We start from the raw sequence: 26,383 nt of genomic DNA on the forward strand, positions 1-26,383 counted from the left end.
GTAGAAGGCTATGGACAACAAAGAACAATGCAGAAAGCTGGCGAACCGCATCTATGAACTGGATGAAAAGGTGTACAAGACTTCCGGTTCTGGACTCGGAAAGACATTTACCGGAGAAAAAGCGCGTGTGCTGGATGACCTGACCATGCTTATTGTTTCCAATCCACAGGGGCATTTGCTTCGAAGTGAACTGGCTCTGATCGGAAACATGGCGAGAAGTATCCGGAATAAAGAAGCACGCCATGACCTTTTGGTTGAATATAATGATATTCTGGAAGAAATAGCAAATCTGCCGATGAGCTTTGGCTCGGTAGATATTGTGGACAAAGATCTGGCAGATATGAATTCTTCCATTCTGAGCAAGAAGTTTTCTGAGAAGGATCATCTGGTAATTTGTATCAGCCGTTCCCATGGAAGTGCAGGTACCGATATTGGATTTGCACTGGCGGAAGCGCTGCATATCAATTATTATGATGAGTCTGTGCTGAATCAGATTCTTGATCGCAGGGATGCGAAGGAATTTGGATCAGACGCAACGAAAGTCAGCGATTTTAAGCGTTATCATGGTCTGTCAAAGAAAGACGCATCTTTCTTCCGGCAGAGTGCCTTAATCTGTGAGCTGGCAAAAGAGGAAGATATGATTGTTATGGGACGTGCTGCGGATGTCGTACTGACCGGACAGCATATTCCACATATCAGTATCTATATTACGGCACCGTTTGCGATCCGTGTGCGCCGTATGATGGAACTGAAAAATCTGGATTTGAAACAGGCCATTAATCTGGTGCGCAAGATGGATCACAAGCACCAGGATTATTATCATTCCTTTACCGGTAAGCGCTGGGGCGATGCGATCAATTATGATCTGTGTATCAACAGTGCATGCTACGGAATTGATGAGTCGGTAGAACTGATCGGACGTCTGATCAACCGGCAGGCAAAATTGGTACATCGAAATAAAGATACCAAATAGTGTGGATAAAACTAATAGACTTCCGTCTTCGTTAAGCGGCAGTTTAAGGAAGCGTTAAGATACAACAGGTAAAACATTAAGCGTGCAAAGATATAATGAGAAACAGATAAAAGAAAAGGAGTTTCAGTCAAATGGAAAAGAAAAAATTGCTGAAAAACAAAATTGTTGATACGCTTCCGGTGCTTTACCTTGAAACTGTGATTCTCATGGTTTTAGGACAATTTCTGGGAAACTTTGTCCTCGGAATCCCGGTGGGGATTGCCTATGCAAGAAACCCTGAGATACTAAATTCTGCGTTTTTGAATACGACACTGATGTATGTGATCTTTTGGGGAATCTGGGCCGTGGCATTGTTCTGGATCGGTATCCGAAAACGGAATCGTCCGATTTTACAGGCAGTCGGCACGAAACCACAGGGAAATAACTGGAAATATCTGCTTTTCGGTTTGGTTCTGGGATTTGCACTGAATGGATTTTGTATTCTGATTGCATGGCTGCACCATGATATTGTGCTGACCTACGATGCCATTCATCCGCTGTGGTTTGTGGTTGTGTTTCTGACCGTGTTTATCCAGTCGTCGGCAGAGGAACTGCTGTGCAGGGGATTTCTATATCAGAAACTGCGCAGAAGTTATAAAAATCCGGTGGTTGCAATTGTCGGAAATGCACTGCTGTTTGCGTTGCTGCATCTGGCAAATAACGGAGTTACGGTGCTTTCTGTCCTGAATATTTTTCTGGTCGGAATTTTGTTTTCCCTCATGGTATATTACATGGACAGTCTCTGGTGTGCGTTTGCCGTACATACAGCATGGAATTTTACGCAGAACATTCTCTTTGGCTTGCCAAACAGTGGGATCAATGTGCCGTATTCGGTATTTAAACTGGATGCAGCAACAGCAAGAGACAGTTTCGCATATAATGTTGGTTTTGGCATTGAGGGAACGTTTTTTGCCGATATTGTACTCCTGGCTGCCTGCGTGCTGTTGTATCTCTGGGGAAGAAAGCATGGAAAGAAATCCATGGATGTGTGGGCAGAAACATAATATAATTAGTATTTTACGAAAACGGCACCAGGTTACATCTGGTGCCGTACAACTTTGTATTCGTCCCCGGAACGGTAAAAGGGACATTCCTTGTAATTACTCTGGACAAAACGAGCCATGTCGTCTTCATCCATATTGACGGAGCAGTAATATGCTTCGTCCTCTTCATCGTATTCATTGTATGCACAAAAATCACAACTGGCCATACAAAAGTTCCCCTCCTTTTATGTAGTGAATCAGGTAATTGCCTGTTAAATAAACTGATTCTGCCCCTCATCGTAATGATAATTGATGGCAGCAAGGGTTTCTGTAATTGCATCTGCATCTGTCATATATGCGGCAGCAAGTTCGGTAAGTGTCGGGTAATGATCACGCAGCTGTGTGTTGACAACAGACAGAAGCATGACAGGATCTTTCGGTAAATTCATAGTATATTCCTCCTTTGGAAACAATTATTGCATATCGGTATAACTGCGCAGGATTTCCTGCAGAAAAATTTGGTATTCATTGACAACGGAATCCGGGGAAATCACACGGATATGTGTGGATAAGCCAGCAAGCCAGCCAAAAAACTGTGGACTGACAGCGACCTGTGCCCGCGCGAGAATGTGGGTATCGTCGTAGGGGCGCATGGCTACACCGGCACCGAAACGGTCAATGATGACACCGGTCATGGAAGTATCGCACAGAAGCTGTACGGTTGTCTCTTCCCCGGCAAACATGCCGAAATTTTTGCGGGAATAAGAGGCGATATCCATCTGTTCGTAATCGGTCTGTCCGCACCGCGCCTGATCCACAGCGGAGAGATCAAGCATCTTGTCCACGCGGTAATGTTTCATTTTCCCGGCATCCGCGTCATAGGCAACAAGATAATAGTTCTCGTCATCCCAGGTAAGAAGCCAGGGGCTGACCTGATAGAATCTGCCGTTTTTGCGCAGCTGCATTTCTTTTCGGACATTCCAGTCGAAGTAGTGGAAACGGATCTGCCGGTTTTCTGCAATGGCAGAGTGGATGACATCCACGCTGTAATAGATTTTTTCATTGCTGGTTTTGTTGCGGTCTGCAACGACAACCTGACGCTGTAGTTTTTTCGCATCGTTTTTACTGACAAGCTGTTCCAGTTTGCCAATCAGCTGCCGTGATTTCTTTGTGGTAATAAATTTGGAAGACTGTACCAGGTCAACAAGCAGTTTGACTTCCGGCAGCTCAAATGTGCGGTCTGCTATGCGGTAACCGGCATGCGCGCCTTCGGTCAGGATGATGTCATAACCATAATCACAAAGCGTCTGGATATCGTTATAGATGCTTTTACGCTCCGCCCGGATACCGTTTGCCGCGAGATGGTCGATGATCTGTGGGGTAGTGACGGTATGGGTTTCATCCGTGTTCTGACGCAGATAATCCAGAAGGAATAACAGCTTTTGTTTTTGATTCACAGATTTGGGCATGACAGTTCTCCTCTTTCAAATAAAGTGAAAACCCGGCGGAAAAACCGCCGGGAATACCATTATCGTTTACACTTGGTTGCTGCTTCCACAAAACCACGGAACAGTGGATGTGGACGGTTTGGTCTGGATTTTAATTCCGGATGTGCCTGTGTGGCAATAAACCATGGGTGATCCGGGAGTTCGATCATTTCTACAATTCTTCCGTCCGGAGAAGTTCCGCAAAGTTTCATGCCATGCTCGGTGAGAGTGGCACGATAATCATTGTTTACTTCATAACGATGACGATGACGCTCGGAAATCTCAGTGGTTCCGTATACTTCATATGCTTTGGAATCCTTGTCCAGTACACAAGGATAAGCGCCGAGTCTTAAGGTACCGCCGATATCTTCTACACCGTCCTGGTCCGGCATCAGTGCAATGACTGGATGTGTTGTGTTCGGGTCAAGTTCGATACTGTGTGCATCGTTGAATCCGCATACGTGACGTGCAAATTCAATGATGGATACCTGCATGCCGAGGCAGAGACCAAGGTACGGAATCTTGTTCTCGCGGGCATAGCGTGCGGCAAGGATCATTCCCTCGACACCGCGCAGACCGAATCCGCCGGGAACAAGGATACCGTTTACATCACCCAGCACCTCATCTACATTGTCTACATTTAATTCTTCGGAGTCTACCCATTTGATGTCGATTGTTGCATGCTCTGGAATACCACCGTGCTTTAAAGCTTCCACAACGGAAATGTAAGCATCGTGTAATGCGGTATATTTTCCGACCAGGGCAATCCGGACTTCCTTGTCCGGATGACGCAGATCATTGACCATGGACTTCCAGTCACTTAAATCCGGTTCCGGACAGTCAAGATTTAAACACTCACAGGCAATTTTCGCAAGATTTTCTTTTTCCATCGCCAGTGGAGCTTCATATAAATACTCAACATCCAGATTCTGCAGTACATGTGTGTTCGGAACATTACAAAACAGTGCGATCTTGTCCTTTAATCCCTGATCTAACGGCTGCTCGGAACGGCAGACGATGATATCCGGCTGGATACCCATACCCTGCAGTTCCTTGACACTTGCCTGGGTAGGCTTGGTCTTTAATTCCTGTGAGGCGCGCAGGTACGGAATCAGGGTAACGTGACAGAGAATCGCATTCTCATGTCCCACTTCGTGCTGGAACTGACGGATTGCTTCAAGGAAAGGCTGGCTTTCGATATCTCCGACGGTTCCGCCGACTTCTATAATTGCAATATGCATATCATCGGATGTGAAATTACGGTAAAAACGGCTCTTGATCTCGTTGGTAATATGCGGGATTACCTGTACGGTTCCTCCGCCATAATCTCCACGACGTTCTTTCTGCAGAACGGACCAGTAAACCTTACCGGTTGTCACATTGGAATTCTTTGTCAGACTTTCGTCGATGAAGCGCTCGTAGTGACCGAGATCCAGATCGGTTTCCGCTCCATCATCCGTTACGAACACTTCACCGTGCTGAATCGGGTTCATGGTTCCCGGATCAATGTTGATATATGGATCGAACTTCTGCATGGTGACTTTGTAGCCACGCGCTTTGAGCAGACGTCCTAAAGATGCAGCAGTGATACCTTTTCCAAGACCAGATACGACACCGCCAGTGACAAAGACGTATTTTACAGGCATAATTTTCCTCCTAAGTTTTTATCTAAACTACCATAGTTTAATATTATACAGCGGACAACGAAAATATTCCACACTTTTTTATAAAAAGTTTAGAAAGGATAGGAAAAGTTCTCGAACAAAATGTTGATTTTGCGTTTCTTATTACATATAATAAGGGTATTGATTACAAGAGATATACAAGTGGAGGGCTTATGGACAATCAGGCACCGAATAATTATAACAACGGAAACTATAACGGTGGCAATAATTATAATAACGGAAATAATGGAAACAACGGAAACAATGGTAATAACGGAAACAACGGTGGCAACAACGGAGGAAAGAAAGACAACCATAACGGACAGATGATCCTGGGATTTATCATGGTCACTCTGGTGGCACTCTTTTTCCTGTCATTTTTTGCCAACCGGTTTTCACAGATGAGTTCGAAGGAAACTACATACTCCGAATTCCTAAAACAGCTGGAAAAGAATAATGTCAAAACGGTGGAATTCAGCAATTATGAGATGGATTACACACTGGTGGACGATAAAAAACCATATGAGATAACATATTACACCGGAATTGTCAATGATCCGGATCTGATCACGACACTCAAGAGTGCAAAGACATCAGAGGGGAAAGCAATTGAAATTTCGGCATCCGTGCCGGACAATACTTCGGCATGGCTGGTAAACATTTTAAGCTTTGTTATTCCTCTGGTACTGATCTGGATTCTTTTTGGATTCCTGATGCGCCGGATGGGCGGAGGAGCCATGGGGGTTGGAAAATCAACCGCCAAAGTATATGTGGAGAAAACAACCGGTGTGACATTTAAAGATGTAGCTGGACAGGACGAGGCAAAGGAATCCCTGCAGGAAGTGGTGGATTTTCTGCACAATCCGAAGAAATACAGCGATATCGGTGCAAAACTCCCGAAGGGTGCACTGCTTGTCGGACCTCCTGGAACCGGTAAGACATTGCTGGCAAAAGCAGTTGCCGGAGAGGCAAAAGTTCCGTTTTTCTCCCTGGCAGGTTCTGATTTTGTGGAGATGTTCGTCGGCGTGGGTGCTTCCCGTGTGCGTGATCTGTTCAAGGAAGCGCAGAAGATGGCACCGTGTATTATTTTTATTGATGAGATCGATGCAATCGGTAAAAGCCGTGACAGCCGGTATGGCGGAGGCAATGATGAGCGTGAACAGACCTTAAACCAGCTGCTTGCGGAGATGGATGGATTTGATGCATCCAAAGGTATTTTAATTCTTGCGGCAACGAACCGTCCGGAAGTTCTGGATAAGGCACTGCTTCGTCCGGGACGCTTTGACCGTCGGATCATTGTTGACAAGCCGGATCTGAAAGGCCGTCTGGAAACTTTAAAAGTACATTCCAAGGATGTACACATGGATGAAACGGTAGATCTGGATGCACTGGCACTGGCTACTGCCGGTCTGGTGGGATCGGATCTTGCCAATATGATTAACGAGGCTGCCATCAATGCGGTAAAGAATGGACGAAAGTTTGTCAATCAGTCGGATCTGTTTGAAGCATTTGAACTTGTGGCTGTCGGTGGAAAAGAGAAAAAGGACCGTGTCATGAGTGATAAGGAGCGTAAGATTGTCTCTTATCACGAGGTAGGGCATGCACTTGTTTCGGCACTTCAGAAAAATACAGAGCCGGTTCAAAAGATTACTATCGTACCGCGTACCATGGGAGCATTGGGATACACGTTACAGACACCGGAAGAAGAAAAGTATTTAGAGACCAAAGATGAACTTCTTGCAAAGATTACGACCTTTATGGCAGGACGTGCAGCGGAGGTACTTGTATTCCACTCAGCGACCAGCGGTGCAGCAAATGATATTGAGAATGCAACAAAGATTGCGCGTGCAATGGTTACGATGTATGGTATGTCAGATACGTTTGGCATGATGTGTCTTGCTACGGTGGAAAACCAGTATCTGGATGGCCGTGCCGGTCTGATCTGCGGAGAAGATACCGCAGGACAGATTGATAAGGAAGTGCTTTCCATTATTAATAAAAGCTACGAGGATGCAATGCAGATGCTGACAGAAAATCGTGACATTTTGGATCATATCAGCGATTATCTGTACGAAAAGGAGACGATTACCGGCAAGGAATTCATGAAGATTTTCCGCGAAATGAAAGGACTTCCGCAGGAAGAAGATAAAGAGTCACTGATGCCGGATGACACAGCGGATGAGAAAAAAGCATCACAGGAACCGCCTGTGTTATCCAAAGAAAATAATGAAGCGAAAGACGACACTTCAATTGCAGAGGATAGCCAGTCCAAAGCTGCGATTGTGAGTGATGATATGTTTGAGGAATAATTCATGTTCGACTTTCAGGAAGAATTACGTAAACTCCCGGATCAACCGGGAGTTTATATTATGCATGACAAAACAGATGCGATCATATATATAGGAAAAGCAGTCAGCCTGCGCAAACGGGTGCGGCAGTATTTTCAGCCGAGTCATGATGAGGGCATCAAGAAAAAACAGATGGTGGAGCACATTGCACGGTTTGAGTATATTATTACCGATTCCGAGCTGGAGGCTTTGGTGCTGGAGTGCAATCTGATCAAAGAGCACACACCCAAATATAATACGATGCTGCGGGATGACAAGACGTACCCTTATATCCGGGTGACGGTGCAGGAAGATTTTCCGCGGGTTCTTTTTTCCCGCCAGGTAAAAAAAGATAAGTCTCGTTATTTTGGACCGTATACGAGTGCCGGTGCGGTAAAAGATACGATAGAGCTGATCAATAAACTTTATAAACTGCGCACCTGTAACCGTAAGCTTCCGAGAGATATCGGATTAGAACGTGCCTGCTTGAATTATCATATTCATCAGTGTGATGCTCCCTGTCAGGGGCATGTGGATAAAGAGACGTATGGAAAGCAGGTCAGTAAGGCACTGGAATTTTTAAATGGAAACTATGGACCGGTAATACGTGAATTAAAAGAAAACATGCAGAAGGCATCCGAGGAGATGGAATTTGAGCGGGCCATCGAATACCGTGAGCTGTTAAACAGTGTCAGTCAGATTGCACAGAAGCAGAAGATTACCAATACGGATGGGGAGGACAAGGATATCATTGCGTTAGCGAGTGATGACCGGGATGCGGTGGTTCAGGTGTTTTTTATCCGCAGTGGAAAGATTATCGGAAGGGATCATTTTCATGTGCGTGTGGGATCAGAAGAAAGCACAGGGGATATTCTGGTAAATTTTGTGAAACAGTATTATTCTGGGACGCCGTTTGTCCCGCGGGAAATCATGCTCCAGGAAGCAATCGAAGACATTCCGGTGCTGGAAGAATGGCTGAGTGCCAAACGCGGGCGGAAAGTGACGATACGGATTCCGCAGAAAGGACTCAAAGAAAAGCTGGTGGAGCTGGCTGCGAAAAATGCACAGTTGGTGCTCAGCCAGGATAAAGAAAAGATTAAGAGAGAAGAAGGACGTACCATCGGCGCGGTAAAAGAGATTGAGCAGCTGCTTGGCATGAAAGGGCTTAATCGTATGGAGGCCTATGATATTTCTAATATTAATGGATTTGAAACCGTAGGTTCTATGATTGTATACGAAAAAGGACGGCCGAAACGCAGCGATTACCGGAAATTTAAACTCCGCACGGTATCGGGACCGGATGATTACGCTTCCATGCATGAGGTCCTGACCCGGCGGTTTACGCACGGCATGCAGGAACAGAAAGAACTGGAAGAAAAAAATATGCCACAGGAAGTCGGAAGTTTTACACGCTTCCCGGATATCATTATGATGGATGGTGGACGCGGCCAGGTAAATATCTGTCTGCAGGTGCTGGAAGAACTGGGACTGGATATTCCGGTCTGCGGTATGGTAAAGGATGACAATCACCGTACAAGGGGACTGTATTTCCACAATGTGGAAATTCCGATTGACCGGCATGGAGAGGGATTTAAACTGATTACCCGGATTCAGGATGAAGCACACCGGTTTGCCATTGAGTATCACCGGTCTTTGCGTTCCAAGGCACAGGTACACTCCATTTTAGATGACATTGAGGGAATCGGACCGGCCAGAAGAAAGGCACTGATGCGCAGATTCCAGTCTATGGAAAATATGAAAAACGCATCTGTGGAGGAGCTGGCAGAAACCGACAGCATGAATCTGGCGGCTGCACAGAATGTATATGATACCCTGCATTCCGGACCGGCTTAGCAACTTGTGATATGGAAAGATTCATGGTACAATCTGTTTATAAAAAGGCAGTCCGGCACAGGTACTGCTTAATATGAGCCACAGGGGGAAATGAATATGTCAAATGGAAGTGTTAGTGTTGCAAAAGTTGCGCAGGTTTTAAATCTGAAAAATTTTACGCCGGATATCAATCTGAAAAAATGTAAGATTATTTCCAGCGATGTGAATCGTCCGGCATTACAGCTGACCGGATATTTTGAACATTTCGAAGAATCAAGAATACAGATGATTGGAAATGTAGAATATACGTTTATCCAGCAGATGAGTGATGCGGAAAAGAAAACCCGTTATGATGCGTTTCTGAAGTTTGATATCCCATGTGTGATTTTCTGCCGCAGTCTGCAGCCAGATGAAATTTTCTTAGAAGAGGCAATAAAAAATGAAGTGCCGGTTCTTGGTACGGACCGTCCGACTTCTGAATTTATGGCAGAGCTGATCTATACACTGGGTGAAGAACTGGCACCCTGTATTACCGTTCACGGGGTTCTGGTCGATGTATATGGCGAGGGTCTCATGATTACAGGAGACAGTGGAATCGGAAAAAGCGAGGCGGCTCTGGAATTGATCCGCCGCGGACATCGTCTGGTTACGGATGATGTAGTGGAAATCCGCAAGATCAATGAACATACACTGATCGGAACTTCTCCGGAAGTGACCCGGCATTTTATTGAACTGCGGGGCATTGGCATCATAGATGTAAAGACCCTGTATGGTGTGGAGTGTGTTAAGGAAAAGCAGCAGATTGATCTGGTGATCAAACTGGAAGACTGGAAAAAAGATGCGGATTATGACCGCCTGGGACTGGAAGAAGAATATATCGAATATCTGGGCAATAAGGTAGTATGTCATTCCCTTCCAATCCGCCCGGGACGTAATCTGGCTGTTATTTGTGAGACTGCGGCTGTCAACCATAGACAGAAGAAGATGGGCTACAATGCGGCACAGGAATTGTATCGTAGAGTCCAGGCAAATATGACAAAAAGCAATGATGAAGAATAGACGAGAGTAAATGAGGAGATGTAAGAAATCATGGAAAAAAAGAAGAATGCGTGGGAGAAATACCCGGAAGGAACCAAAAGACAGGATGTATTTACATTTGCGGAAGAATACCGTAAGTTTATATCTTCCTGCAAGACCGAGCGCGAGTGTGCAGCGGAATTCTACCGGCAGGCAAAGGAAGCCGGATTTACAGATCTGAGTGAAAAGATCGCGCAGAATGCAAAATTAAAAGCCGGAGACCGCATTGTTGCCAATAATATGGGAAAGGGTCTGGCTCTGTTTGTGATCGGCGAAAAAGACATCGAGGAAGGAATGAACATTCTCGGCGCACATATTGATTCCCCACGTATGGATTTAAAACAGGTACCGTTATATGAAGATACGGAGATGGCACTGTTAGATACGCATTATTATGGAGGTGTGAAGAAATACCAGTGGGTGACACTTCCACTTGCACTGCACGGTGTAATCTGTAAAAAAGACGGCACAACGGTTACGGTCAATATCGGAGAAAAACCGGAAGATCCTGTTTTTGGCGTGAGTGATCTGCTGATTCATTTAGCGGGAGAACAGATGGAGAAAAAGGCATCCAAGGTGATCGAAGGAGAAAACCTTGATCTGCTTGTCGGAAGTATTCCGGCAGCAAGTGATGATGAAAAAGAGAAAAAAGAGATGAAAGACCGCGTAAAGGCAAATATTTTAAATATTCTGTCCAAAGAGTACGGTGTGGACGAGGAAGATTTTCTGTCTGCGGAGATTGAAGTTGTCCCGGCAGGGGCTGCCAGAGATTACGGCTTTGACCGCAGCATGATCATGGGATACGGACATGACGACAGAGTGTGTGCTTATCCGTCTTTTGCGGCAATGCTTGAGATTGAAAAGCCACAGCATACCAGCGTATGTCTTCTGGTAGACAAAGAGGAGATCGGAAGTGTCGGTGCATCCGGCATGCAGTCCCATTTCTTTGAGGACAGTGTGGCAGAGATCATCAATCTGCTTGGGGAATACAGCGAATTGAAAGTGCGCAGAGCGCTGCATAATTCCAGAGTGCTTTCTTCCGATGTATCTGCGGCATTTGATCCGAATTATCCGTCTGTGATGGAAAAACGTAACTGTGCTTACTTTGGAAAGGGACTTGTCCTGAACAAATATACAGGAGCCAGAGGAAAATCAGGTTCCAATGATGCAAATGCAGAGTATATTGCAAGACTGCGCAGAATTTTTGATGATAATGATGTATCGTTCCAGACATCAGAACTTGGAAAAGTAGATCAGGGAGGCGGCGGAACCATCGCATATATTCTTGCAAATTATGGCATGAATGTTATTGACAGCGGAGTTGCCGTACTGAATATGCATGCACCATGGGAAATCATCAGCAAAGTGGATCTGTATGAGGCATTGCACGGCTATGTGGCTTTCCTGAAGGAGGCATAATGGATCAGTGGCTTGAAGAAATCAGGGCGGCATTGCCTGAGCTGGTCGTATATCAGCAGGAACCGATGAAAAAACACACGACATTTCGCGTGGGAGGTCCTGCGGATCTTTACGTGTGTCCAAAGAAACAGGAACTTCCGGTAATTCTTGGCCTGGCTAAAAAGAAAGGGCTTGCAGTGACCGTGATCGGAAACGGAAGTAATCTTCTGGTTGGAGACAAAGGAATCCGTGGACTTGTTATTGAAGTCGGGGCACAGATGAATGCGGTGGAAGTGCAGGGAAATATCCTGCGTGCGCAGGCAGGTGCCCTGCTTTCCCAGGTGGCTGCAAAAGCGGCAGCTGCCGGTCTGGGCGGCATGGAATTTGCTGCCGGAATTCCGGGAAGCATGGGCGGTGCAGTGACCATGAATGCGGGTGCCTATGGCGGAGAAATGAAAGATGTCATCCGGCAGGTGACAGTGCTTACCCCGGAGTGTGAGCAAAAGGTACTCTCACGGGAGGAACTGGATCTGTCCTACCGGCACAGCTGTATTCCCAAGAATCATTTTCTGGTACTGGAGGCAGAGTTGTCCCTGACGCCGGCACCGGAGCAGGAGATCCGTGCAAAGATGGCAGAACTCAGGGAAAAACGTGTGGAGAAGCAGCCGCTGGAGTATCCAAGTGCAGGCAGTACGTTTAAGCGTCCGGAAGGCTATTTTGCAGGAAAACTGATTATGGATGCCGGGCTGAGAGGCTATGCAGTGGGGGATGCCCAGGTTTCCGAAAAACACTGCGGATTTGTGATAAACAGAGGAAATGCCACCGCAGCAGAGATTTTGCAGCTGATGAAAGATGTACAGGAACGTGTGAAAAAACAGTCTGGTGTGACACTTGAACCGGAAGTGAAAATGATAGGAGAGTTCTAGATGAGATTTGTAATTGTGACGGGCATGTCAGGAGCCGGAAAAAGTACAGCAATGAAAATGATGGAAGATATGGGATTCTTTTGTATCGATAATCTTCCGATTCCGCTTCTGGATAAACTTGTGGATTTTGCAACAAATTTTGATACGCAGATGAAAAATGTGGCGATCGGAATTGATGCGCGGAGCGGTGAAAATCTGGATAAAGTGCAGGATATGCTGGAAATTTTAAAAAGTAAGGATGTCCAGTATGAAGTGCTGTTTCTGGATGCAGAGGATACGGTTCTTGTAAAACGCTATAAAGAGACCCGAAGAAGCCATCCGCTGGCACAGGGAGAGCGTGTGGATAAGGGAATCATGCGGGAACGTCAGAAAATGGAATTTCTGAAAAAAGAAGCGGATTATATTATCGACACCAGCCGTCTGCTTACGAGAGAATTAAAAACAGAACTGGAAAAGATCTTTGTGCAGGATGAAGAATTTAACAGCATGTATGTGACCATTCTTTCTTTTGGGTTTAAGTATGGCATTCCGGCAGATTCTGATATCGTCATGGATGTGCGGTTTCTGCCAAATCCGTATTATGTGGAAGAACTTCGTCCGAAGACAGGAAATGATGTGGAAATCCAGCAGTATGTCATGAAATATGATGAGGCAAAGATCTTTTTAAACAAGCTGGAAGATATGGTGACATTTCTGATTCCACACTATATTTCCGAGGGCAAGAATCAGCTGGTAATTTCCATCGGATGCACCGGAGGGAAACATCGTTCCGTCACACTTGCCAATGAATTGTACAAGCGTCTGAGTCAGAAAAAAAACCGGGAATACGGATTGAAAATTGAACATCGCGATATCGGGAAAGATGCGCTGAGAGGAAAATAGGATGTCGTTTTCGAGTGAAGTAAAAGAGGAACTGGCAAAACAGTTCGGACGGAGCAGACATTGCCAGATCGCAGAACTGGCAGGAATACTGGAACTGGAAGGCATGCTGGATGAAGAGGGAAAGCTTGTAGTTTCCAACGAAAATTCTTTGCTGCAGACAAAATATGGTCTGCTGTTGCAAAAAATATTTGGAGAGAAACAGGAGGTTTTACAGATCATGCAGACACTGCACTGGGATCAGGAACCGTACCGGTCCCGGAAAATAAATCACCGGAGAGCGGATGGGATGCTGGTGCAGCAGACATGCTGTAAGAGAGCATTTATCCGTGGAGCATTTATGGCAGCGGGATCGATCAGTGATCCGAATAAATCCTATCATTTTGAAATTGTCTGCCATACGCTTGAACAGGCACAGCAGCTGAAAGAACTGATGGAATTTTTTGAGACGGAGCCTAAGATTGTAGAACGCAAAGAGCGTATGGTGGTTTACCTGAAAGAAGGTTCACAGATTGTGGATCTGCTGAATGTCATGGAAGCTTATGTATCTTTGATGAATCTGGAAAATGTAAGAATTTTAAAGGAGATGCGCAATTCTGTTAACCGCAAGGTAAACTGTGAGACTGCAAATATCAACAAAACGGTGAATGCAGCAGTGAAACAAATGGAAGATATCAAGAGGATCCGGGATACCATAGGGTTTGACAACATTCCAGAACCGCTGGCTGAGATCGCGCAGGCACGCCTGGATTATCCCGAGGCAACTTTAAAGGAACTGGGAACTTATCTTGATCCACCGGTCGGAAAATCGGGGGTGAATCACAGATTACGGAAACTTGCCGCAATTGCAGAAAATCTTATATAAAGGGGAACTACGTATGAGCCAGAAGCTATTATTTATTTTTAATCCGCATGCAGGAAAAGGACAGATTAAAAATCATCTTGTAGATATTGTGGACATGATGGTGAAGGCAGGATTTGACGTGACAATTTATACCACACAGGCACAGGCAGATGCGACGCGCAAGGTGGTGGAAGAGGGTGCGGGATATGATCGTATTGTCTGCAGCGGAGGTGACGGAACACTTGATGAAGTGATGACCGGACTGATGCAGGCGAAGCTGCATATTCCGATTGGATATATTCCTGCCGGAAGTACAAACGACTTTGCCAATTCTCTTGGAATTCCGAAGGAGATGCTAAAGGCAGCGGAACGTGCGGTTGGACAAAACAGATTTCCATGTGATATCGGAGATTTCAATTCGGATACCTTTGTCTATGTAGCAGCGTTTGGTCTGTTTACAGAGGTTTCCTATAAGACATCCCAGCAGCTGAAAAATATTTTCGGGCATGTGGCGTATATTATGGAGGGTGTCAAACAGCTTCGGGACATTCCATCGTTCCGTATGCAGGTGGAATATGACGGAAAAGTGTTTCAGGATGAATTTATATATGGAATGGTTACCAATTCCGTTTCTGTCGGGGGCTTTAAGGGAATGACAGGAAATGATGTAAAACTTGATGACGGTCTGTTTGAAGTGACTTTGATCCGCAATCCGAAGAATCCGATTGAGCTGAATGAAATCCTTGCCTGCCTGACAAATATGATTGATGATTCGGATCTGATTTATTCGTTTAAAACCGATGCCGTACACATTACGGCGAAGGAAGAAGTATCGTGGACACTCGATGGTGAATTCGGCGGAGCACACCGGGAAGTAGTCATCCGAAATTTGAAGCAGAGAGTTGAAATATTTTGTTAAAAAATTAACTTTATTTTTTGGGAAAAGTGTACTATAATCTAGGTAACTTATGATTAGGAGGAAATACAAATGTTAGTATCTGCAACAGAAATGCTGAAAAAAGCAAAAGCAGGCCACTATGCAGTTGGTCAGTTCAATATCAATAACCTGGAGTGGACAAAGTCCATTCTTCTTACCGCACAGGAATTAAAGAGCCCTGTAATCCTTGGTGTATCTGAGGGTGCTGGTAAGTATATGACTGGTTTCAAGACCGTAGCAGCTATGGTTAAGGCTATGGATGAGGAGCTTGGAATCACAGTTCCTGTAGCACTTCACTTAGATCATGGAACATACGAAGGATGCTACAAGTGTATCAAGGCTGGTTTCACATCTATCATGTTCGACGGATCTCATTATCCATTCGAGGAGAACCTTGCAAAGTCTACAGAGTTAGTTAATGTAGCACATAACTTAGGTCTTTCTATCGAGTGTGAAGTTGGTTCCATCGGTGGTGAAGAAGATGGTGTTGTTGGTATGGGCGAGTGCGCAGATCCAGACGAGTGCAAGACAATTGCAGATCTTGGTGTTGATATGCTGGCTGCTGGTATCGGTAATATCCATGGTAAATATCCTGCAAACTGGCAGGGATTAAGCTTCGAGACTCTTGATGCAATCCAGGCAAAGACTGGTGTTATGCCATTAGTTCTTCACGGTGGTACAGGTATCCCTGCAGATATGATCAAGAAAGCAATCTCTCTTGGCGTATCTAAGATCAATGTAAATACAGAGTGCCAGTTATCTTTCGCAGATGCTACACGTAAATACATCGAGGCTGGTAAGGACTTAGAGGGCAAAGGATTTGATCCTCGTAAGCTTCTTGCTCCTGGTGCAGATGCTATCAAAGCTACTGTTAAGGAGAAAATGGAACTGTTCGGTTCTGTTGGAAAAGCTGAATAATAGAACATGTACAAAAGGAAGTGCCGCATGACACTTCCTTTTTTTCATTTCATAGGAAAAAGGCTGGTATGCCTCATACAAAGAAATTAGAAAATGTACCTGTTTTGTAGTAGAACTGGAAGAAGTAGACAAAAAAGAAGTAGATTTTGATAGAAAAACGTCAAAATGTATAAATTATAAAAAAATTCTAAAAAGAGGTTGCATTTTGTGTTGGAAAGAGGTATCTTAGTTTCAGATTAAACATGAGTTAAGAACGAGGGCGTTCCAATATAGCTATTGGAATGCCCTTTTTTAGTAAAATGACTGATGTTTGGTGAATAAGCGTACAATCAGGGGATTTGATTGTGAAAAGAAAGGATGTTGTAAAAAATGAGTGATTATTTTAACGTTGCAGACATTTTTGGCGAGAACGTATTCAATGACACTGTCATGCAGGAACGTCTTCCAAAAAAAGTTTACAAGAAACTTCACGAAGTTATGGATGAAGGAAAAGAACTTGATCTTGAGACCGCAGACGTCATCGCACATGAGATGAAAGAGTGGGCCATTGAAAAAGGTGCAACCCATTATACCCATTGGTTCCAGCCATTGACTGGTGTAACGGCAGAGAAGCATGATTCTTTTATCACAGCACCGATGCCAAATGGCAAGGTTCTGATGAGCTTTTCCGGCAAGGAATTGATCAAAGGTGAGCCGGATGCATCTTCTTTCCCGTCTGGTGGACTTCGTGCCACTTTTGAGGCAAGAGGATATACAGCCTGGGATTGTACATCACCTGCTTTCGTTCGTCAGGATGCAGCAGGAGCAACACTTTGTATTCCAACTGCTTTCTGTTCCTACACCGGAGAGGCATTGGATCAGAAAACTCCGCTTCTTCGTTCTATGGAAGCGATCGATACACAGTCCATTCGTCTGTTAAGACTGTTTGGAAACACGACTTCAAAGAAGGTAACTCCTTCTGTTGGACCAGAGCAGGAATACTTTATTGTAGATCGTCAGAAGTATTTACAGCGTAAGGATCTGATCTTTACCGGTCGTACTCTTTTCGGGGCAATGCCTCCAAAGGGTCAGGAAATGGACGATCACTATTTCGGAGCAATCCGTGAGAGAATCGCAGCATACATGAAAGATGTCAATAAAGAACTCTGGAAACTTGGAGTATCTGCAAAGACACAGCACAATGAAGTAGCTCCGGCACAACATGAGCTGGCACCAATTTATGCAGAGTGTAACGTAGCAGTTGATCATAACCAGATCATCATGGAGACCTTAAAGAAGGTTGCCGGACGTCACGGTTTACAGTGTCTGCTTCATGAGAAACCATTCGCAGGTGTCAACGGTTCCGGAAAGCATGACAACTGGTCCATTACAACAGACGATGGAATCAATCTGCTTGAGCCTGGTAAGACACCACATGAGAATGTACAGTTCTTACTGGTACTTACCTGTATTTTAAAGGCAGTTGATGAGCATGCAGCACTTCTTCGTGCAGCGGCAGCTGATGTGGGAAACGATCACAGATTAGGAGCAAACGAGGCACCGCCAGCGATCCTGTCCATTTACCTTGGAGATCAGCTTGGAGACGTATTAAATCAGCTGATCAGCACAGGTACAGCAACACACAGTCTGGAAGGTGAAAAACTTGAAACCGGTGTTAAGACCATTCCGGATTTCATGAAGGATGCGACTGATCGTAACCGTACATCACCGTTTGCCTTTACCGGAAACAAATTTGAGTTCCGTATGGTTGGTTCCCAGGATTCCGTTGCACAGGCAAATATCGTGTTAAATACCATTGTTGCGGAGGCATTTTCAGATGCCTGTGACGTTCTTGAAAAAGCAGACGATTTTGAGCTTGCAGCACATGATCTGATCAAGAAATATGCTATCGAACATCAGAGAATCGTATTCAACGGAAACGGATACTCTGATGAATGGGTTGCAGAGGCCCAGAAGCGTGGACTTCCAAATATCAAGTCCATGGTAGATGCAATTCCTGCATATACAGCTCCGGAATCTGTAGCTGCATTTGAAAAATTTGGAGTATTTACCAAGTCTGAGCTTGAATCCCGCGTAGAGATCGAGTACGAGACATATGCAAAGACCATCAATATCGAAGCAAAAGCCATGATTGACATCGCTGGAAAGCAGATTATTCCGGCTGTTATCAAGTACACAACAGAACTTGGACAGTCAATTGCAACTGTAAAGAGTGCATGTGCATCTGCAGATGTCAGCGCACAGACAGATATTTTGACAGAGACATCCTCCCTGCTTGCTGAGACACAGAAAGCACTCAAGAGTCTGGAAACTGTTACTGCAAAGGGAACAGAAATGGGTGAAGGTAAGGAACAGGCTGTATATTACAGGGATGAGGTGAAATCTGCTATGGATGCACTCCGTGCACCGGTAGATAAGCTTGAGATGATCGTTGACAAGGATTTATGGCCAATGCCATCTTATGGAGATCTGATCTTTGAAGTTTAATCCAAAGATTTAAGGAACATTTTTTACAAACATCTTACAAAATAAAAAAGAGACATTTTTTCAGAACCACGAAGCTGTGGAATTTTGGGGAAATGTCTCTTTTTCTATATAGGGAGGAGATTGTTATGGATAAACAACAAATTGTAAGTTTTATCAATGAAAATATGTTTGGCATCTGGTTTCTGATCGGTGCCGCGCTGGTATTCTGGATGCAGGCAGGCTTTGCCATGGTAGAAACCGGTTTTACCAGAGCAAAGAATGCAGGCAACATTTTGATGAAGAACCTGATGGACTTCTGTATTGGTACCGTAATGTTCATCCTGATCGGTTTTTCATTATTGCTGGGAGAAGATGTCCTTGGTTTTATCGGAAAACCTGGATTTGATATCTTTACCAGTTATGCAAATTTTGATTTTTCGAATTTTGTGTTTAACTTAGTATTCTGTGCAACTACAGCAACGATTGTATCAGGTGCTATGGCAGAGCGTACAAAATTCTTATCCTACTGTATTTATTCAGCAGTAATTTCGGCATTGATTTATCCGATAGAAGCACACTGGATCTGGGGCGGCGGCTGGTTATCACAGCTTGGATTCCACGATTTTGCAGGTTCCTGTGCCATTCATATGGTTGGCGGTATTTCAGCACTCATCGGTGCAGTAATGCTTGGACCACGTATTGGAAAGTTCTCAAAAGATAAGTCTGGGAAGATTACAAAAGTCAACGCATTCCCGGGACACAATCTTCCACTTGGATGCCTTGGATGTTTTATTCTCTGGTTTGGCTGGTATGGATTTAATGGCGCTGCATGTACTTCCGGTTCACAGCTTGCCAGCGTATTTCTTACAACGACCGTAGCTCCGGCAGTTGCAACAGTTGTATGTATGATCTTTACATGGCTTAAATATGGTAAACCTGATGTATCAATGTGTCTGAATGCATCACTTGCAGGACTTGTAGCAATTACCGCTCCTTGTGACGTGACCGATTGTTTCGGTGCAATCTGTATTGGTTTTGTTTCCGGTTTACTGGTTTGCTTTGGTGTATGGCTTTTGGATTATAAGCTTCATGTGGACGATCCGGTTGGTGCGGTAGCTGTACATATGATGAATGGTATCTGGGGTACCATCGCCGTTGGTTTATTTGCTACGAAATCTGCTCCGGGAAATGACTCGGTTGTTGGTCTCTTCTATGGTGGCGGATGGAAGCAGCTTGGTATTCAGTTATTAGGTTTTGTTACGGTAGCTGCATGGACCGCAGTTACAATTACGATTGCATTTGTTGTAATTAAGAAGACCATTGGACTCCGTGTGAGCGAGGAAGAAGAAATTGTCGGTCTTGATTCCATGGAGCATGGACTTGCATCTGCTTACTCAGGATTCTCCATCATGGATGTTTCCAACACAATGACCATGGATGTCAATGAAAATACAGATCTGGGTACACCGGAATATGCACAGGCTTCTACGGCAAAGAGAGATGCAGCAGTCAAGGTGGTTTCCGCCGTGCCAAAGGATGCAACCGGCATGTACAAAGTGGTTATTATTGCAAAGCTTTCCCGATATGATCATTTGAAGAAAGCAATGAACGATCTGGGTGTTACGGGAATGACCTGTACACAGGTTATGGGTTGTGGTATCCAGAAAGGCTCCGGCGAGCGTTACCGTGGTGCTGAAGTCGATGCAACCTTACTTCCGAAGATTAAGGTAGAGGTTGTTGTAAGCAAGATCCCAGTAGACAGCGTAGTGGCTGCAGCAAAGAAGGCACTTTATACCGGACATATCGGAGATGGAAAAATCTTCGTATACGATGTGGCAAAGGTTGTCAAGATTCGTACCGGTGAGGAAGATATGGAAGCCTTACAGGATGTTGAATAATTTTGCACTAATCTAATGGCTAGGTTAGTGAATCTAATCCCCTTAGTTTTAGTATACATCAACAGCGGACCCCTGGCGAAAGCCGGGGGTTTTTGCTGTCGATAAATAAAACTTTCTATTGCACATATTATTTGGTATAATATATGGATAAAAGAATTTTTATTATTTCTGCGGGGAGAAAACTATGAACTATGGAAGAACTTCTTTGCGCCGGAGAGCAAAACAGCTGGACGCAAGAGGAACGAGAATACGTCATAAAATCGGAGTCATACTGGGGAAACTTCTACTGATTGGAATCATTGTGGGAGGCTGTGCGACAGTGAGTTTTGGAGTGGGTGCATTTAAAGGAATTCTTGCATCCGCACCGGATATATCCGAAGTGGATGTCATTCCAACGGGATATTCCACGAAAGTGCTTGCGGCAGATGGAAGTGAGACAGCAAAATTAGTGGCAGCCGGATCCAACCGGCAGTACGTGACAATTGACCAGATTCCGGAGAATCTGCAGCATGCGGTAGTGGCGATCGAGGATGAGCGTTTTTATGATCATAACGGTATTGACCTGAAAGGAATTGTCAGGGCACTGGTGGCGGATGTCCGGACCAGAGATTTCAGTCAGGGAGCAAGTACGCTTACGCAGCAGCTGATTAAAAATAATGTGCTGAGTGAGCAGTGGGCAAACGAAAATGACAGTAATATTTCCAAAATGGAAAAGATGGAACGTCAGGTACAGCGGAAAATACAGGAACAGTATCTGGCAATAGAGCTGGAAAAAAAGGTAAATGACAAGAACTGGATTCTGGAAAATTATCTGAATTCCATCAACCTTGGAAGCAATACCCTTGGGGTTCAGGCAGCAGCACAGCGTTATTTTGGGAAAGATGTGTCAAAGCTGACACTTTCGGAATGTGCGGTTATTGCCGGAATTACAAAGAATCCGGCAGGTTACAATCCCATTCTTCATCCAAAGGAAAATGCAAAGCGCAGAAAGAATGTGCTGGATGCCATGAAAAAACAGGGATATATTTCGCAGAAACAGTATGATAAAGCGATGGCAGATGATGTGTATGGCAGGATTTCCGAACACAATGATGTGAGGGAAGAAACCATGAACACATATTTTGTGGACGCGGTCATTGATGATGTTTTTGATGATCTGGTAAATATCAAAGGCTATTCGGAGTCAGAAGCATACAAGGCAATTTATCAGGGGGGATTGACGATCAAGTCCACACAGAATCTTCAAATCCAGAAAATCTGCGATGAGGAGGTGGCAGACAAAGCCAATTATGATGCGGGTACCAAATATTCATTCTATCTTTCTTTTCAGGTGAAGGAGAAGGATGGTACAATAAAAACATATACCAATCAGACAATGCTTTCCTATTATAAAAAGAAAAACAAAAGTCAGAATTATTCGATCAATTTTGCATCGGAGGAGGACTGCCGGGCTGCAATTGCACAGTACGAAAAAGATGTCCTCGGGAAAGGGGACAAGCTGGTAGAAAATTCAGAGTATATTTTCATTACCATGCAGCCACAGGTGGCGATGACGATTATGGATCAGTCGACCGGAGAGGTACAGGCTATTGTCGGCGGACGTGGAAATAAGGCGGGAAACCGTACCTGGAACCGTGCAACAAAGACCTGCCGGCAGCCGGGATCTACTTTTAAAATCATTGCATGCTATGCGCCGGCACTTGATGCTGGGGGAAAAACGCTGGCATCCGTGCAGGATGATGCACCATTTACAGTCGGAAATAAAACATATAATAATTACTCACATACATTCGGAGGTTTTACAAGCATCCGGAAAGCAATTACAAAATCCATCAATATTGTGACTGTAAAAACACTTCAGGATATTGGCGTGGATCTGGGGTATGAATATGCAGAAAATTTCGGATTTTCTACGTTGACCGATACGGACAGAAACCTTGGAATTTCTCTCGGAGGCCTGACACAGGGGGTGACAAACCTGGAACTTACTGCAGCTTATGCTGCAATTGCAAATCAGGGAGAATATAACGAACCAAATTTTTATACCCAGGTGCTGGATCATGACGGCAATGTTCTTCTTGACAAAACACAGACAAAGGAACAGCGTCAGGTAATAAAAGAGGATACCGCATGGCTTCTGACAGATGCCATGAAAGATGTTATGACGAGTGGAACGGGTATGAGGGCTTATTTTGGAACCGGAATGGCTCAGGCAGGAAAATCCGGTACGACAACGCTGAACAGGGATGCACTGTTTGCCGGATTTACGCCTTATTACACCTGCGTGGTATGGGGCGGATATGATGACAATTCCATTCAGTCAGCTACGGGATATCCAAAGAATTTGTGGAAAGCCGTGATGAAGCGGATTCATGCAGATCTTAAGGCAAAAGATTTTGAAAAGCCTTCCGGAATTACACAGGCTGTTGTCTGTGCAAAATCCGGACTTCTGCCGGAAGCGGATGTCTGTGATAAAGACCCACGTGGAACGCAAAGTTATACGGAATATTTTGCAGAAGGAACGGTTCCGACCGAGAACTGTGATCATCATATTTCTCTGCAGATCTGTGAGGCATCGGGAAAAGTTGCCGGAGAATACTGTCCGGCAGATCAGGTTGTGACAAAAACTTATATTGTGGGTGCCGAAAAGGGCTCGGCTGATTACCAGTACTGTGCGACAGAGAAATTTTTAAATGGAACATGCAATATACATGATGCCGAAACGCAGGATGAGGAGAAGCCGGAAGAAGAACCGGCAGATCCACCGGATGATGCAAAGCCGGAAGAAACACATGAACCGGAACAGATACCGGAGAAGAATGAGGAATGATACAAAGGAGAATAGGATATATGCGAGTGGTCTATACCGGAGGAGAGGGTGAAATCACAGAGAAGAAATCTCATTTTATAGCAACGGTAAAACCTGTTCAGTCAGAAGAAGAAGCGGTTGCTTTCATTAATGAGACAAAGAAAAAATACTGGGATGCCCGTCATAACTGTTCTGCTTTTGTCATCGGGGAGAGGCAGGAACTGACGCGCTGTTCGGATGATGGAGAGCCGGCACAGACCGCAGGCCGTCCGATGCTGGATGTACTTCTCCGGGAGAAAATTACGGACGTTGCGGTTGTTGTTACACGTTATTTTGGAGGTGTGCTGCTTGGAACAGGAGGGCTTGTACGCGCCTATCAGGCAGCCACACAGGCTGGACTTGCAGCCAGCCGGCTCATAGAAAAATGTAAGGGGCAGCAGCTATTGGTTCATACCGATTATAATGGACTTGGAAAGCTGCAGTATCTGTTCGGACAGAAACACACTGTGATTCTGGATACGGCATATGAGGCGGATGTTACCATGATAATTCTCGTACCTGCAGAACAAAAAGAGATACTTCCGAAAGAGATTACAGAACTGACCAACGGATCTGCCGGACTGGAATGGGGGAAAACCTGCGTATATGCACTAATTGATAAAGAAGTTGTGTTTTTTTGAAAAAATTTGAAAATATGGGTTGACACTTATAGGGGTTCCATGTATAATACCATTTGTTGAGAGACATGAAACACATTGGCCCATCGCCAAATGGTAAGGCAACGGACTCTGACTCCGTCATTTCCAGGTTCGAATCCTGGTGGGCCAGCTGAAGAGCACTACATTATGTAGTGCTTTTTGTTTTATAAAAGATAAGAATAAGAAAGGACACGGTAATGTACGAATTTGACAGCAGAGTAAGATACAGTGAGACAGATGCGCAAGGCCGGATGACATGGCTGGCGCTTATGGATTACTTTCAGGATTGCAGTGTATTTCATTCAGAGGCCGTGAACCTTGGTGTGGAAGTATGGACCGATGCACAAAAGGCGTGGATCTTATCTTCCTGGCAGATCTGTCTGAACCGGATGCCGCGGCTGGGCGAACAGATTACGACACAGACATGGGCATATGGAATGAAAGGCTTTTACGGTTACCGGAATTTCTCCATGAACGGCAGGGATGGGGAACGGATGGCATATGCAAATTCCGTATGGGTACTGATGGATACAAAGAAGGGGATTCCGGTCAGAGTGACAAAAGAAATCTCGGATGCATACGGATTGGACCCACAGCTTCCCATGCAGTGCAGCGAGCGGAAAATTATGCTGCCGGAAAAATATGAAGAAAAAGATTCATTGGTCGTTCCTTCTTATTTCATAGATACCAATCACCATATGAACAATACCAGATATGTACAGGTGGCGATGGAATATGTTCCGAAGGAGTTTCGGACAATGGAAGTCCGGGTAGAATATAAAAAAGCTGCGATGTGCAGAGATGTAATTGTGCCGCATGTGACGATAGAAGATCCCCGTGTGACGGTTGCACTGTGTGCACCGGATGGGCAGCTATATGCAGTTGTTGTTTTTTTGAAAGCGTAGGAAAAAGATGAAATTAGCAGAATATCAGGATTTGTATTATGTAAAAAAAGTAGACTTCGGAGTATATCTGGCAGAGGATATGGGCGGTGAGACACATGTGCTGCTTCCATCAAAACAGGTGCCGGAAGATGCAAAACCGGGGGAAAAGATAAGGGTCTTTTTATATAAAGATTCCAAAGACCGGCTGATTGCAACAACCAACACACCGAAGCTGACACTGGGAGAATATGCACCGCTTGTGGTGAAAGAAGTTGGAAAGATCGGTGCTTTTCTGGATTGGGGACTGGAAAAAGATCTGTTTCTGCCATATAAAGAGATGACTTCACGGGTAGAAGCAGGAGACGAGATTCTTGTAACCCTTTATATTGATAAAAGCAAGCGGCTTTGTGCCAGCATGAAGGGACTGTACGATCTGCTTTCCAAGGATTCACCGTATCAGAAGGATCAGATGGTAACCGGAAGGGTGTATGAGTTTTCCGATAACTTTGGTGCTTTTGTGGCAGTGGATGATCGCTTTTCCGCAAGAATACCAAATTCAGAGGATCACAGTTTCCTGAAAATCGGAGATGTGATTGAGGCGAAAGTTACTGCAGTAAAACCGGATGGAAAGTTAGATCTTACACTGCGGGAAAAAGCTTATATTCAGATGGACACGGATGCAGAGAAAATACTTGAATTGCTGGATTCCTATGCAGGAGTGCTTCCGTTTTCGGAAAAAGCGAGTCCAGAGGTGATTAAGAGGGAAACCGGATTGAGTAAAGCTGCGTTTAAACGTGCCATCGGACACTTGTATAAAGAAAGAAAAATTACACTGGATGGTGGAAAAATCCGCAAGAGTTTCGTATAATGCAGGTAAAGGCAAAAGGAGGAATATAAAATGAAAAACGTAATCAGTACAGATAAAGCACCAGCCGCAATCGGACCGTACTCACAGGCGATTGAAGTGAACGGAACGGTATACACATCCGGCATTATCCCGGTTGTTCCTGCTACCGGAGAAATTCCGGAAGGATCTGTGGCACAGGCGCAGCAGGCATTTGAAAATCTGTCAAATCTGCTTGAGGCAGCCGGAACCGGAATGGATAAGGTAGTAAAAACCACTGTTTTTATCAAGGAAATGAATGATTTTGCAGCAATTAATGAAGTTTATGCAAAATTTTTCCCGTCACCATTTCCATCCAGAAGCTGTGTGGAAGTGGCACGTCTTCCGAAAGATGTTATGCTTGAAATTGAAGCCATTGCTGTAAAATAAAGAAAAGATCAAAAACGAAAAGGGGCTGTAAAATAAGTCCCTAATATAAGAAACGCCAATTCCGGCAAAT

Annotated in this window: 22 protein-coding genes and 1 tRNA gene; 19 read left to right on the forward strand and 4 right to left on the reverse strand. The window is 44.7% G+C overall.

The features are described 5' to 3' along the window. The first annotated feature begins 10 nt into the window (after positions 1–10). Both DXD06_RS11915 and DXD06_RS11920 read left to right on the forward strand, forming a co-directional pair. Positions 11–973 carry a cytidylate kinase-like family protein gene (locus DXD06_RS11915; RefSeq protein ID WP_117832055.1) on the forward strand — a complete coding sequence of 321 codons (963 nt, stop codon included), beginning with the start codon at positions 11–13 and terminating at the stop codon, positions 971–973. A 131-nt stretch (positions 974–1,104) separates the two neighbouring features. After that, positions 1,105–2,016 carry a CPBP family intramembrane glutamic endopeptidase gene (locus DXD06_RS11920; protein ID WP_199535223.1) on the forward strand — a complete coding sequence of 304 codons (912 nt, stop codon included), beginning with the start codon at positions 1,105–1,107 and terminating at the stop codon, positions 2,014–2,016. A gap of 32 nt (positions 2,017–2,048) precedes the next feature. On the opposite strand, the gene DXD06_RS17280 is transcribed toward DXD06_RS11920, so the two are convergent. From DXD06_RS17280 to DXD06_RS11935, 4 genes are read right to left on the reverse strand one after another with little or no spacing between them, the layout of a single operon-like run. Next, positions 2,049–2,222: a DUF6472 family protein gene (locus tag DXD06_RS17280; RefSeq protein ID WP_022045391.1), complete on the reverse strand. Its 174-nt coding sequence runs from the start codon at positions 2,220–2,222 to the stop codon at positions 2,049–2,051. Positions 2,223–2,267: 45 nt separating this feature from the next. Further along, positions 2,268–2,444, reverse strand: coding sequence for a DUF4250 domain-containing protein (locus tag DXD06_RS11925; RefSeq protein ID WP_082413722.1), 177 nt, complete (start codon positions 2,442–2,444; stop codon positions 2,268–2,270). Positions 2,445–2,468: 24 nt separating this feature from the next. Beyond that, entirely contained in the window at positions 2,469–3,464 is a 996-nt protein-coding gene (locus DXD06_RS11930; protein ID WP_117832057.1) for a helix-turn-helix transcriptional regulator, read from the reverse strand. A gap of 59 nt (positions 3,465–3,523) precedes the next feature. After that, complete coding sequence (locus tag DXD06_RS11935; RefSeq protein WP_022045394.1) at positions 3,524–5,128, reverse strand: CTP synthase; 1,605 nt, start codon at positions 5,126–5,128, stop codon at positions 3,524–3,526. Positions 5,129–5,319: 191 nt separating this feature from the next. Between DXD06_RS11935 and ftsH the strand changes: the two genes are divergently transcribed. The 17 genes from ftsH (at position 5,320) to DXD06_RS12020 (ending at position 26,313) form a co-directional block, all read left to right on the forward strand. Beyond that, a complete protein-coding gene (gene ftsH / locus DXD06_RS11940; protein ID WP_117832059.1) occupies positions 5,320–7,455 on the forward strand; it encodes an ATP-dependent zinc metalloprotease FtsH in 2,136 nt (711 codons plus the stop codon). 3 nt (positions 7,456–7,458) lie between these two features. Next, positions 7,459–9,327: an excinuclease ABC subunit UvrC gene (gene uvrC, locus DXD06_RS11945; RefSeq protein WP_117832061.1), complete on the forward strand. Its 1,869-nt coding sequence runs from the start codon at positions 7,459–7,461 to the stop codon at positions 9,325–9,327. Positions 9,328–9,417: 90 nt separating this feature from the next. Further along, positions 9,418–10,365, forward strand: coding sequence for an HPr(Ser) kinase/phosphatase (gene hprK, locus DXD06_RS11950; protein WP_117832063.1), 948 nt, complete (start codon positions 9,418–9,420; stop codon positions 10,363–10,365). Positions 10,366–10,395: 30 nt separating this feature from the next. Continuing rightward, entirely contained in the window at positions 10,396–11,802 is a 1,407-nt protein-coding gene (locus DXD06_RS11955; RefSeq protein ID WP_199535224.1) for an aminopeptidase, read from the forward strand. Next, positions 11,802–12,707, forward strand: coding sequence for a UDP-N-acetylmuramate dehydrogenase (gene murB, locus DXD06_RS11960; protein ID WP_117832067.1), 906 nt, complete (start codon positions 11,802–11,804; stop codon positions 12,705–12,707). Before DXD06_RS11955 ends, murB begins: the two co-directional genes overlap by 1 nt. Next, positions 12,708–13,589 carry an RNase adapter RapZ gene (rapZ, locus tag DXD06_RS11965; protein ID WP_055262308.1) on the forward strand — a complete coding sequence of 294 codons (882 nt, stop codon included), beginning with the start codon at positions 12,708–12,710 and terminating at the stop codon, positions 13,587–13,589. A 1-nt stretch (position 13,590) separates the two neighbouring features. Next, positions 13,591–14,451 carry a DNA-binding protein WhiA gene (gene whiA / locus DXD06_RS11970; RefSeq protein WP_022045401.1) on the forward strand — a complete coding sequence of 287 codons (861 nt, stop codon included), beginning with the start codon at positions 13,591–13,593 and terminating at the stop codon, positions 14,449–14,451. A 13-nt stretch (positions 14,452–14,464) separates the two neighbouring features. After that, positions 14,465–15,349, forward strand: coding sequence for a diacylglycerol/lipid kinase family protein (locus DXD06_RS11975; protein WP_117832070.1), 885 nt, complete (start codon positions 14,465–14,467; stop codon positions 15,347–15,349). 69 nt (positions 15,350–15,418) lie between these two features. Next, complete coding sequence (gene fba / locus DXD06_RS11980; protein WP_117832072.1) at positions 15,419–16,285, forward strand: class II fructose-1,6-bisphosphate aldolase; 867 nt, start codon at positions 15,419–15,421, stop codon at positions 16,283–16,285. Positions 16,286–16,654: 369 nt separating this feature from the next. Beyond that, the gene (locus DXD06_RS11985; protein WP_117832074.1) at positions 16,655–18,772 is read left to right on the forward strand and encodes a glutamine synthetase III family protein; all 2,118 of its coding nucleotides are present in this window, start codon (positions 16,655–16,657) and stop codon (positions 18,770–18,772) included. 125 nt (positions 18,773–18,897) lie between these two features. After that, the gene (locus tag DXD06_RS11990) at positions 18,898–20,649 is read left to right on the forward strand and encodes an ammonium transporter (protein ID WP_117832076.1); all 1,752 of its coding nucleotides are present in this window, start codon (positions 18,898–18,900) and stop codon (positions 20,647–20,649) included. Between the two features lie 184 nt (positions 20,650–20,833). Further along, positions 20,834–23,479, forward strand: a complete 2,646-nt coding sequence (locus DXD06_RS11995) for a transglycosylase domain-containing protein (protein ID WP_117832078.1) — start codon at positions 20,834–20,836, stop codon at positions 23,477–23,479. A 20-nt stretch (positions 23,480–23,499) separates the two neighbouring features. Then, a complete protein-coding gene (locus tag DXD06_RS12000; protein ID WP_055262299.1) occupies positions 23,500–24,138 on the forward strand; it encodes a YigZ family protein in 639 nt (212 codons plus the stop codon). Between the two features lie 76 nt (positions 24,139–24,214). Next, positions 24,215–24,286: transfer RNA gene (locus DXD06_RS12005), tRNA-Gln, on the forward strand. A 67-nt stretch (positions 24,287–24,353) separates the two neighbouring features. Further along, positions 24,354–25,061 (forward strand): acyl-[acyl-carrier-protein] thioesterase, encoded by a 708-nt coding sequence (locus DXD06_RS12010; protein WP_055066977.1) that lies wholly within the window; start codon positions 24,354–24,356, stop codon positions 25,059–25,061. Between the two features lie 7 nt (positions 25,062–25,068). Continuing rightward, on the forward strand, positions 25,069–25,908 hold the full coding sequence (locus DXD06_RS12015) for a CvfB family protein (RefSeq protein WP_022045409.1): 840 nt from the start codon (positions 25,069–25,071) through the stop codon (positions 25,906–25,908). Positions 25,909–25,938: 30 nt separating this feature from the next. After that, on the forward strand, positions 25,939–26,313 hold the full coding sequence (locus DXD06_RS12020; RefSeq protein WP_022045410.1) for a RidA family protein: 375 nt from the start codon (positions 25,939–25,941) through the stop codon (positions 26,311–26,313). Positions 26,314–26,383: the final 70 nt, after the last annotated feature.

It is taken from the genome of Roseburia sp. TF10-5, assembly GCF_003462365.1.
GTDB lineage: Bacteria > Bacillota > Clostridia > Lachnospirales > Lachnospiraceae > Roseburia > Roseburia faecis.

Coding starts and splice junctions, on each gene's coding strand:
- DXD06_RS12020 (WP_022045410.1), top strand. CDS start 25,939: ATGAAAAACGTAATCAGTACAGATAAAGCACCAGCCGCAATCGGACCG.
- hprK (WP_117832063.1), top strand. CDS start 9,418: ATGAATATGTCAAATGGAAGTGTTAGTGTTGCAAAAGTTGCGCAGGTT.
- DXD06_RS11975 (WP_117832070.1), top strand. CDS start 14,465: ATGAGCCAGAAGCTATTATTTATTTTTAATCCGCATGCAGGAAAAGGA.
- uvrC (WP_117832061.1), top strand. CDS start 7,459: ATGTTCGACTTTCAGGAAGAATTACGTAAACTCCCGGATCAACCGGGA.
- DXD06_RS11930 (WP_117832057.1), bottom strand. CDS start 3,464: ATGCCCAAATCTGTGAATCAAAAACAAAAGCTGTTATTCCTTCTGGAT.
- DXD06_RS12010 (WP_055066977.1), top strand. CDS start 24,354: ATGTACGAATTTGACAGCAGAGTAAGATACAGTGAGACAGATGCGCAA.
- fba (WP_117832072.1), top strand. CDS start 15,419: ATGTTAGTATCTGCAACAGAAATGCTGAAAAAAGCAAAAGCAGGCCAC.
- DXD06_RS11995 (WP_117832078.1), top strand. CDS start 20,834: ATGAACTATGGAAGAACTTCTTTGCGCCGGAGAGCAAAACAGCTGGAC.
- DXD06_RS11990 (WP_117832076.1), top strand. CDS start 18,898: ATGGATAAACAACAAATTGTAAGTTTTATCAATGAAAATATGTTTGGC.
- rapZ (WP_055262308.1), top strand. CDS start 12,708: ATGAGATTTGTAATTGTGACGGGCATGTCAGGAGCCGGAAAAAGTACA.
- DXD06_RS11955 (WP_199535224.1), top strand. CDS start 10,396: ATGGAAAAAAAGAAGAATGCGTGGGAGAAATACCCGGAAGGAACCAAA.
- DXD06_RS11985 (WP_117832074.1), top strand. CDS start 16,655: ATGAGTGATTATTTTAACGTTGCAGACATTTTTGGCGAGAACGTATTC.
- DXD06_RS12015 (WP_022045409.1), top strand. CDS start 25,069: ATGAAATTAGCAGAATATCAGGATTTGTATTATGTAAAAAAAGTAGAC.
- murB (WP_117832067.1), top strand. CDS start 11,802: ATGGATCAGTGGCTTGAAGAAATCAGGGCGGCATTGCCTGAGCTGGTC.
- DXD06_RS11925 (WP_082413722.1), bottom strand. CDS start 2,444: ATGAATTTACCGAAAGATCCTGTCATGCTTCTGTCTGTTGTCAACACA.
- whiA (WP_022045401.1), top strand. CDS start 13,591: ATGTCGTTTTCGAGTGAAGTAAAAGAGGAACTGGCAAAACAGTTCGGA.
- DXD06_RS11935 (WP_022045394.1), bottom strand. CDS start 5,128: ATGCCTGTAAAATACGTCTTTGTCACTGGCGGTGTCGTATCTGGTCTT.
- DXD06_RS12000 (WP_055262299.1), top strand. CDS start 23,500: ATGCGAGTGGTCTATACCGGAGGAGAGGGTGAAATCACAGAGAAGAAA.
- DXD06_RS11920 (WP_199535223.1), top strand. CDS start 1,105: ATGGAAAAGAAAAAATTGCTGAAAAACAAAATTGTTGATACGCTTCCG.
- ftsH (WP_117832059.1), top strand. CDS start 5,320: ATGGACAATCAGGCACCGAATAATTATAACAACGGAAACTATAACGGT.
- DXD06_RS11915 (WP_117832055.1), top strand. CDS start 11: ATGGACAACAAAGAACAATGCAGAAAGCTGGCGAACCGCATCTATGAA.
- DXD06_RS17280 (WP_022045391.1), bottom strand. CDS start 2,222: ATGGCCAGTTGTGATTTTTGTGCATACAATGAATACGATGAAGAGGAC.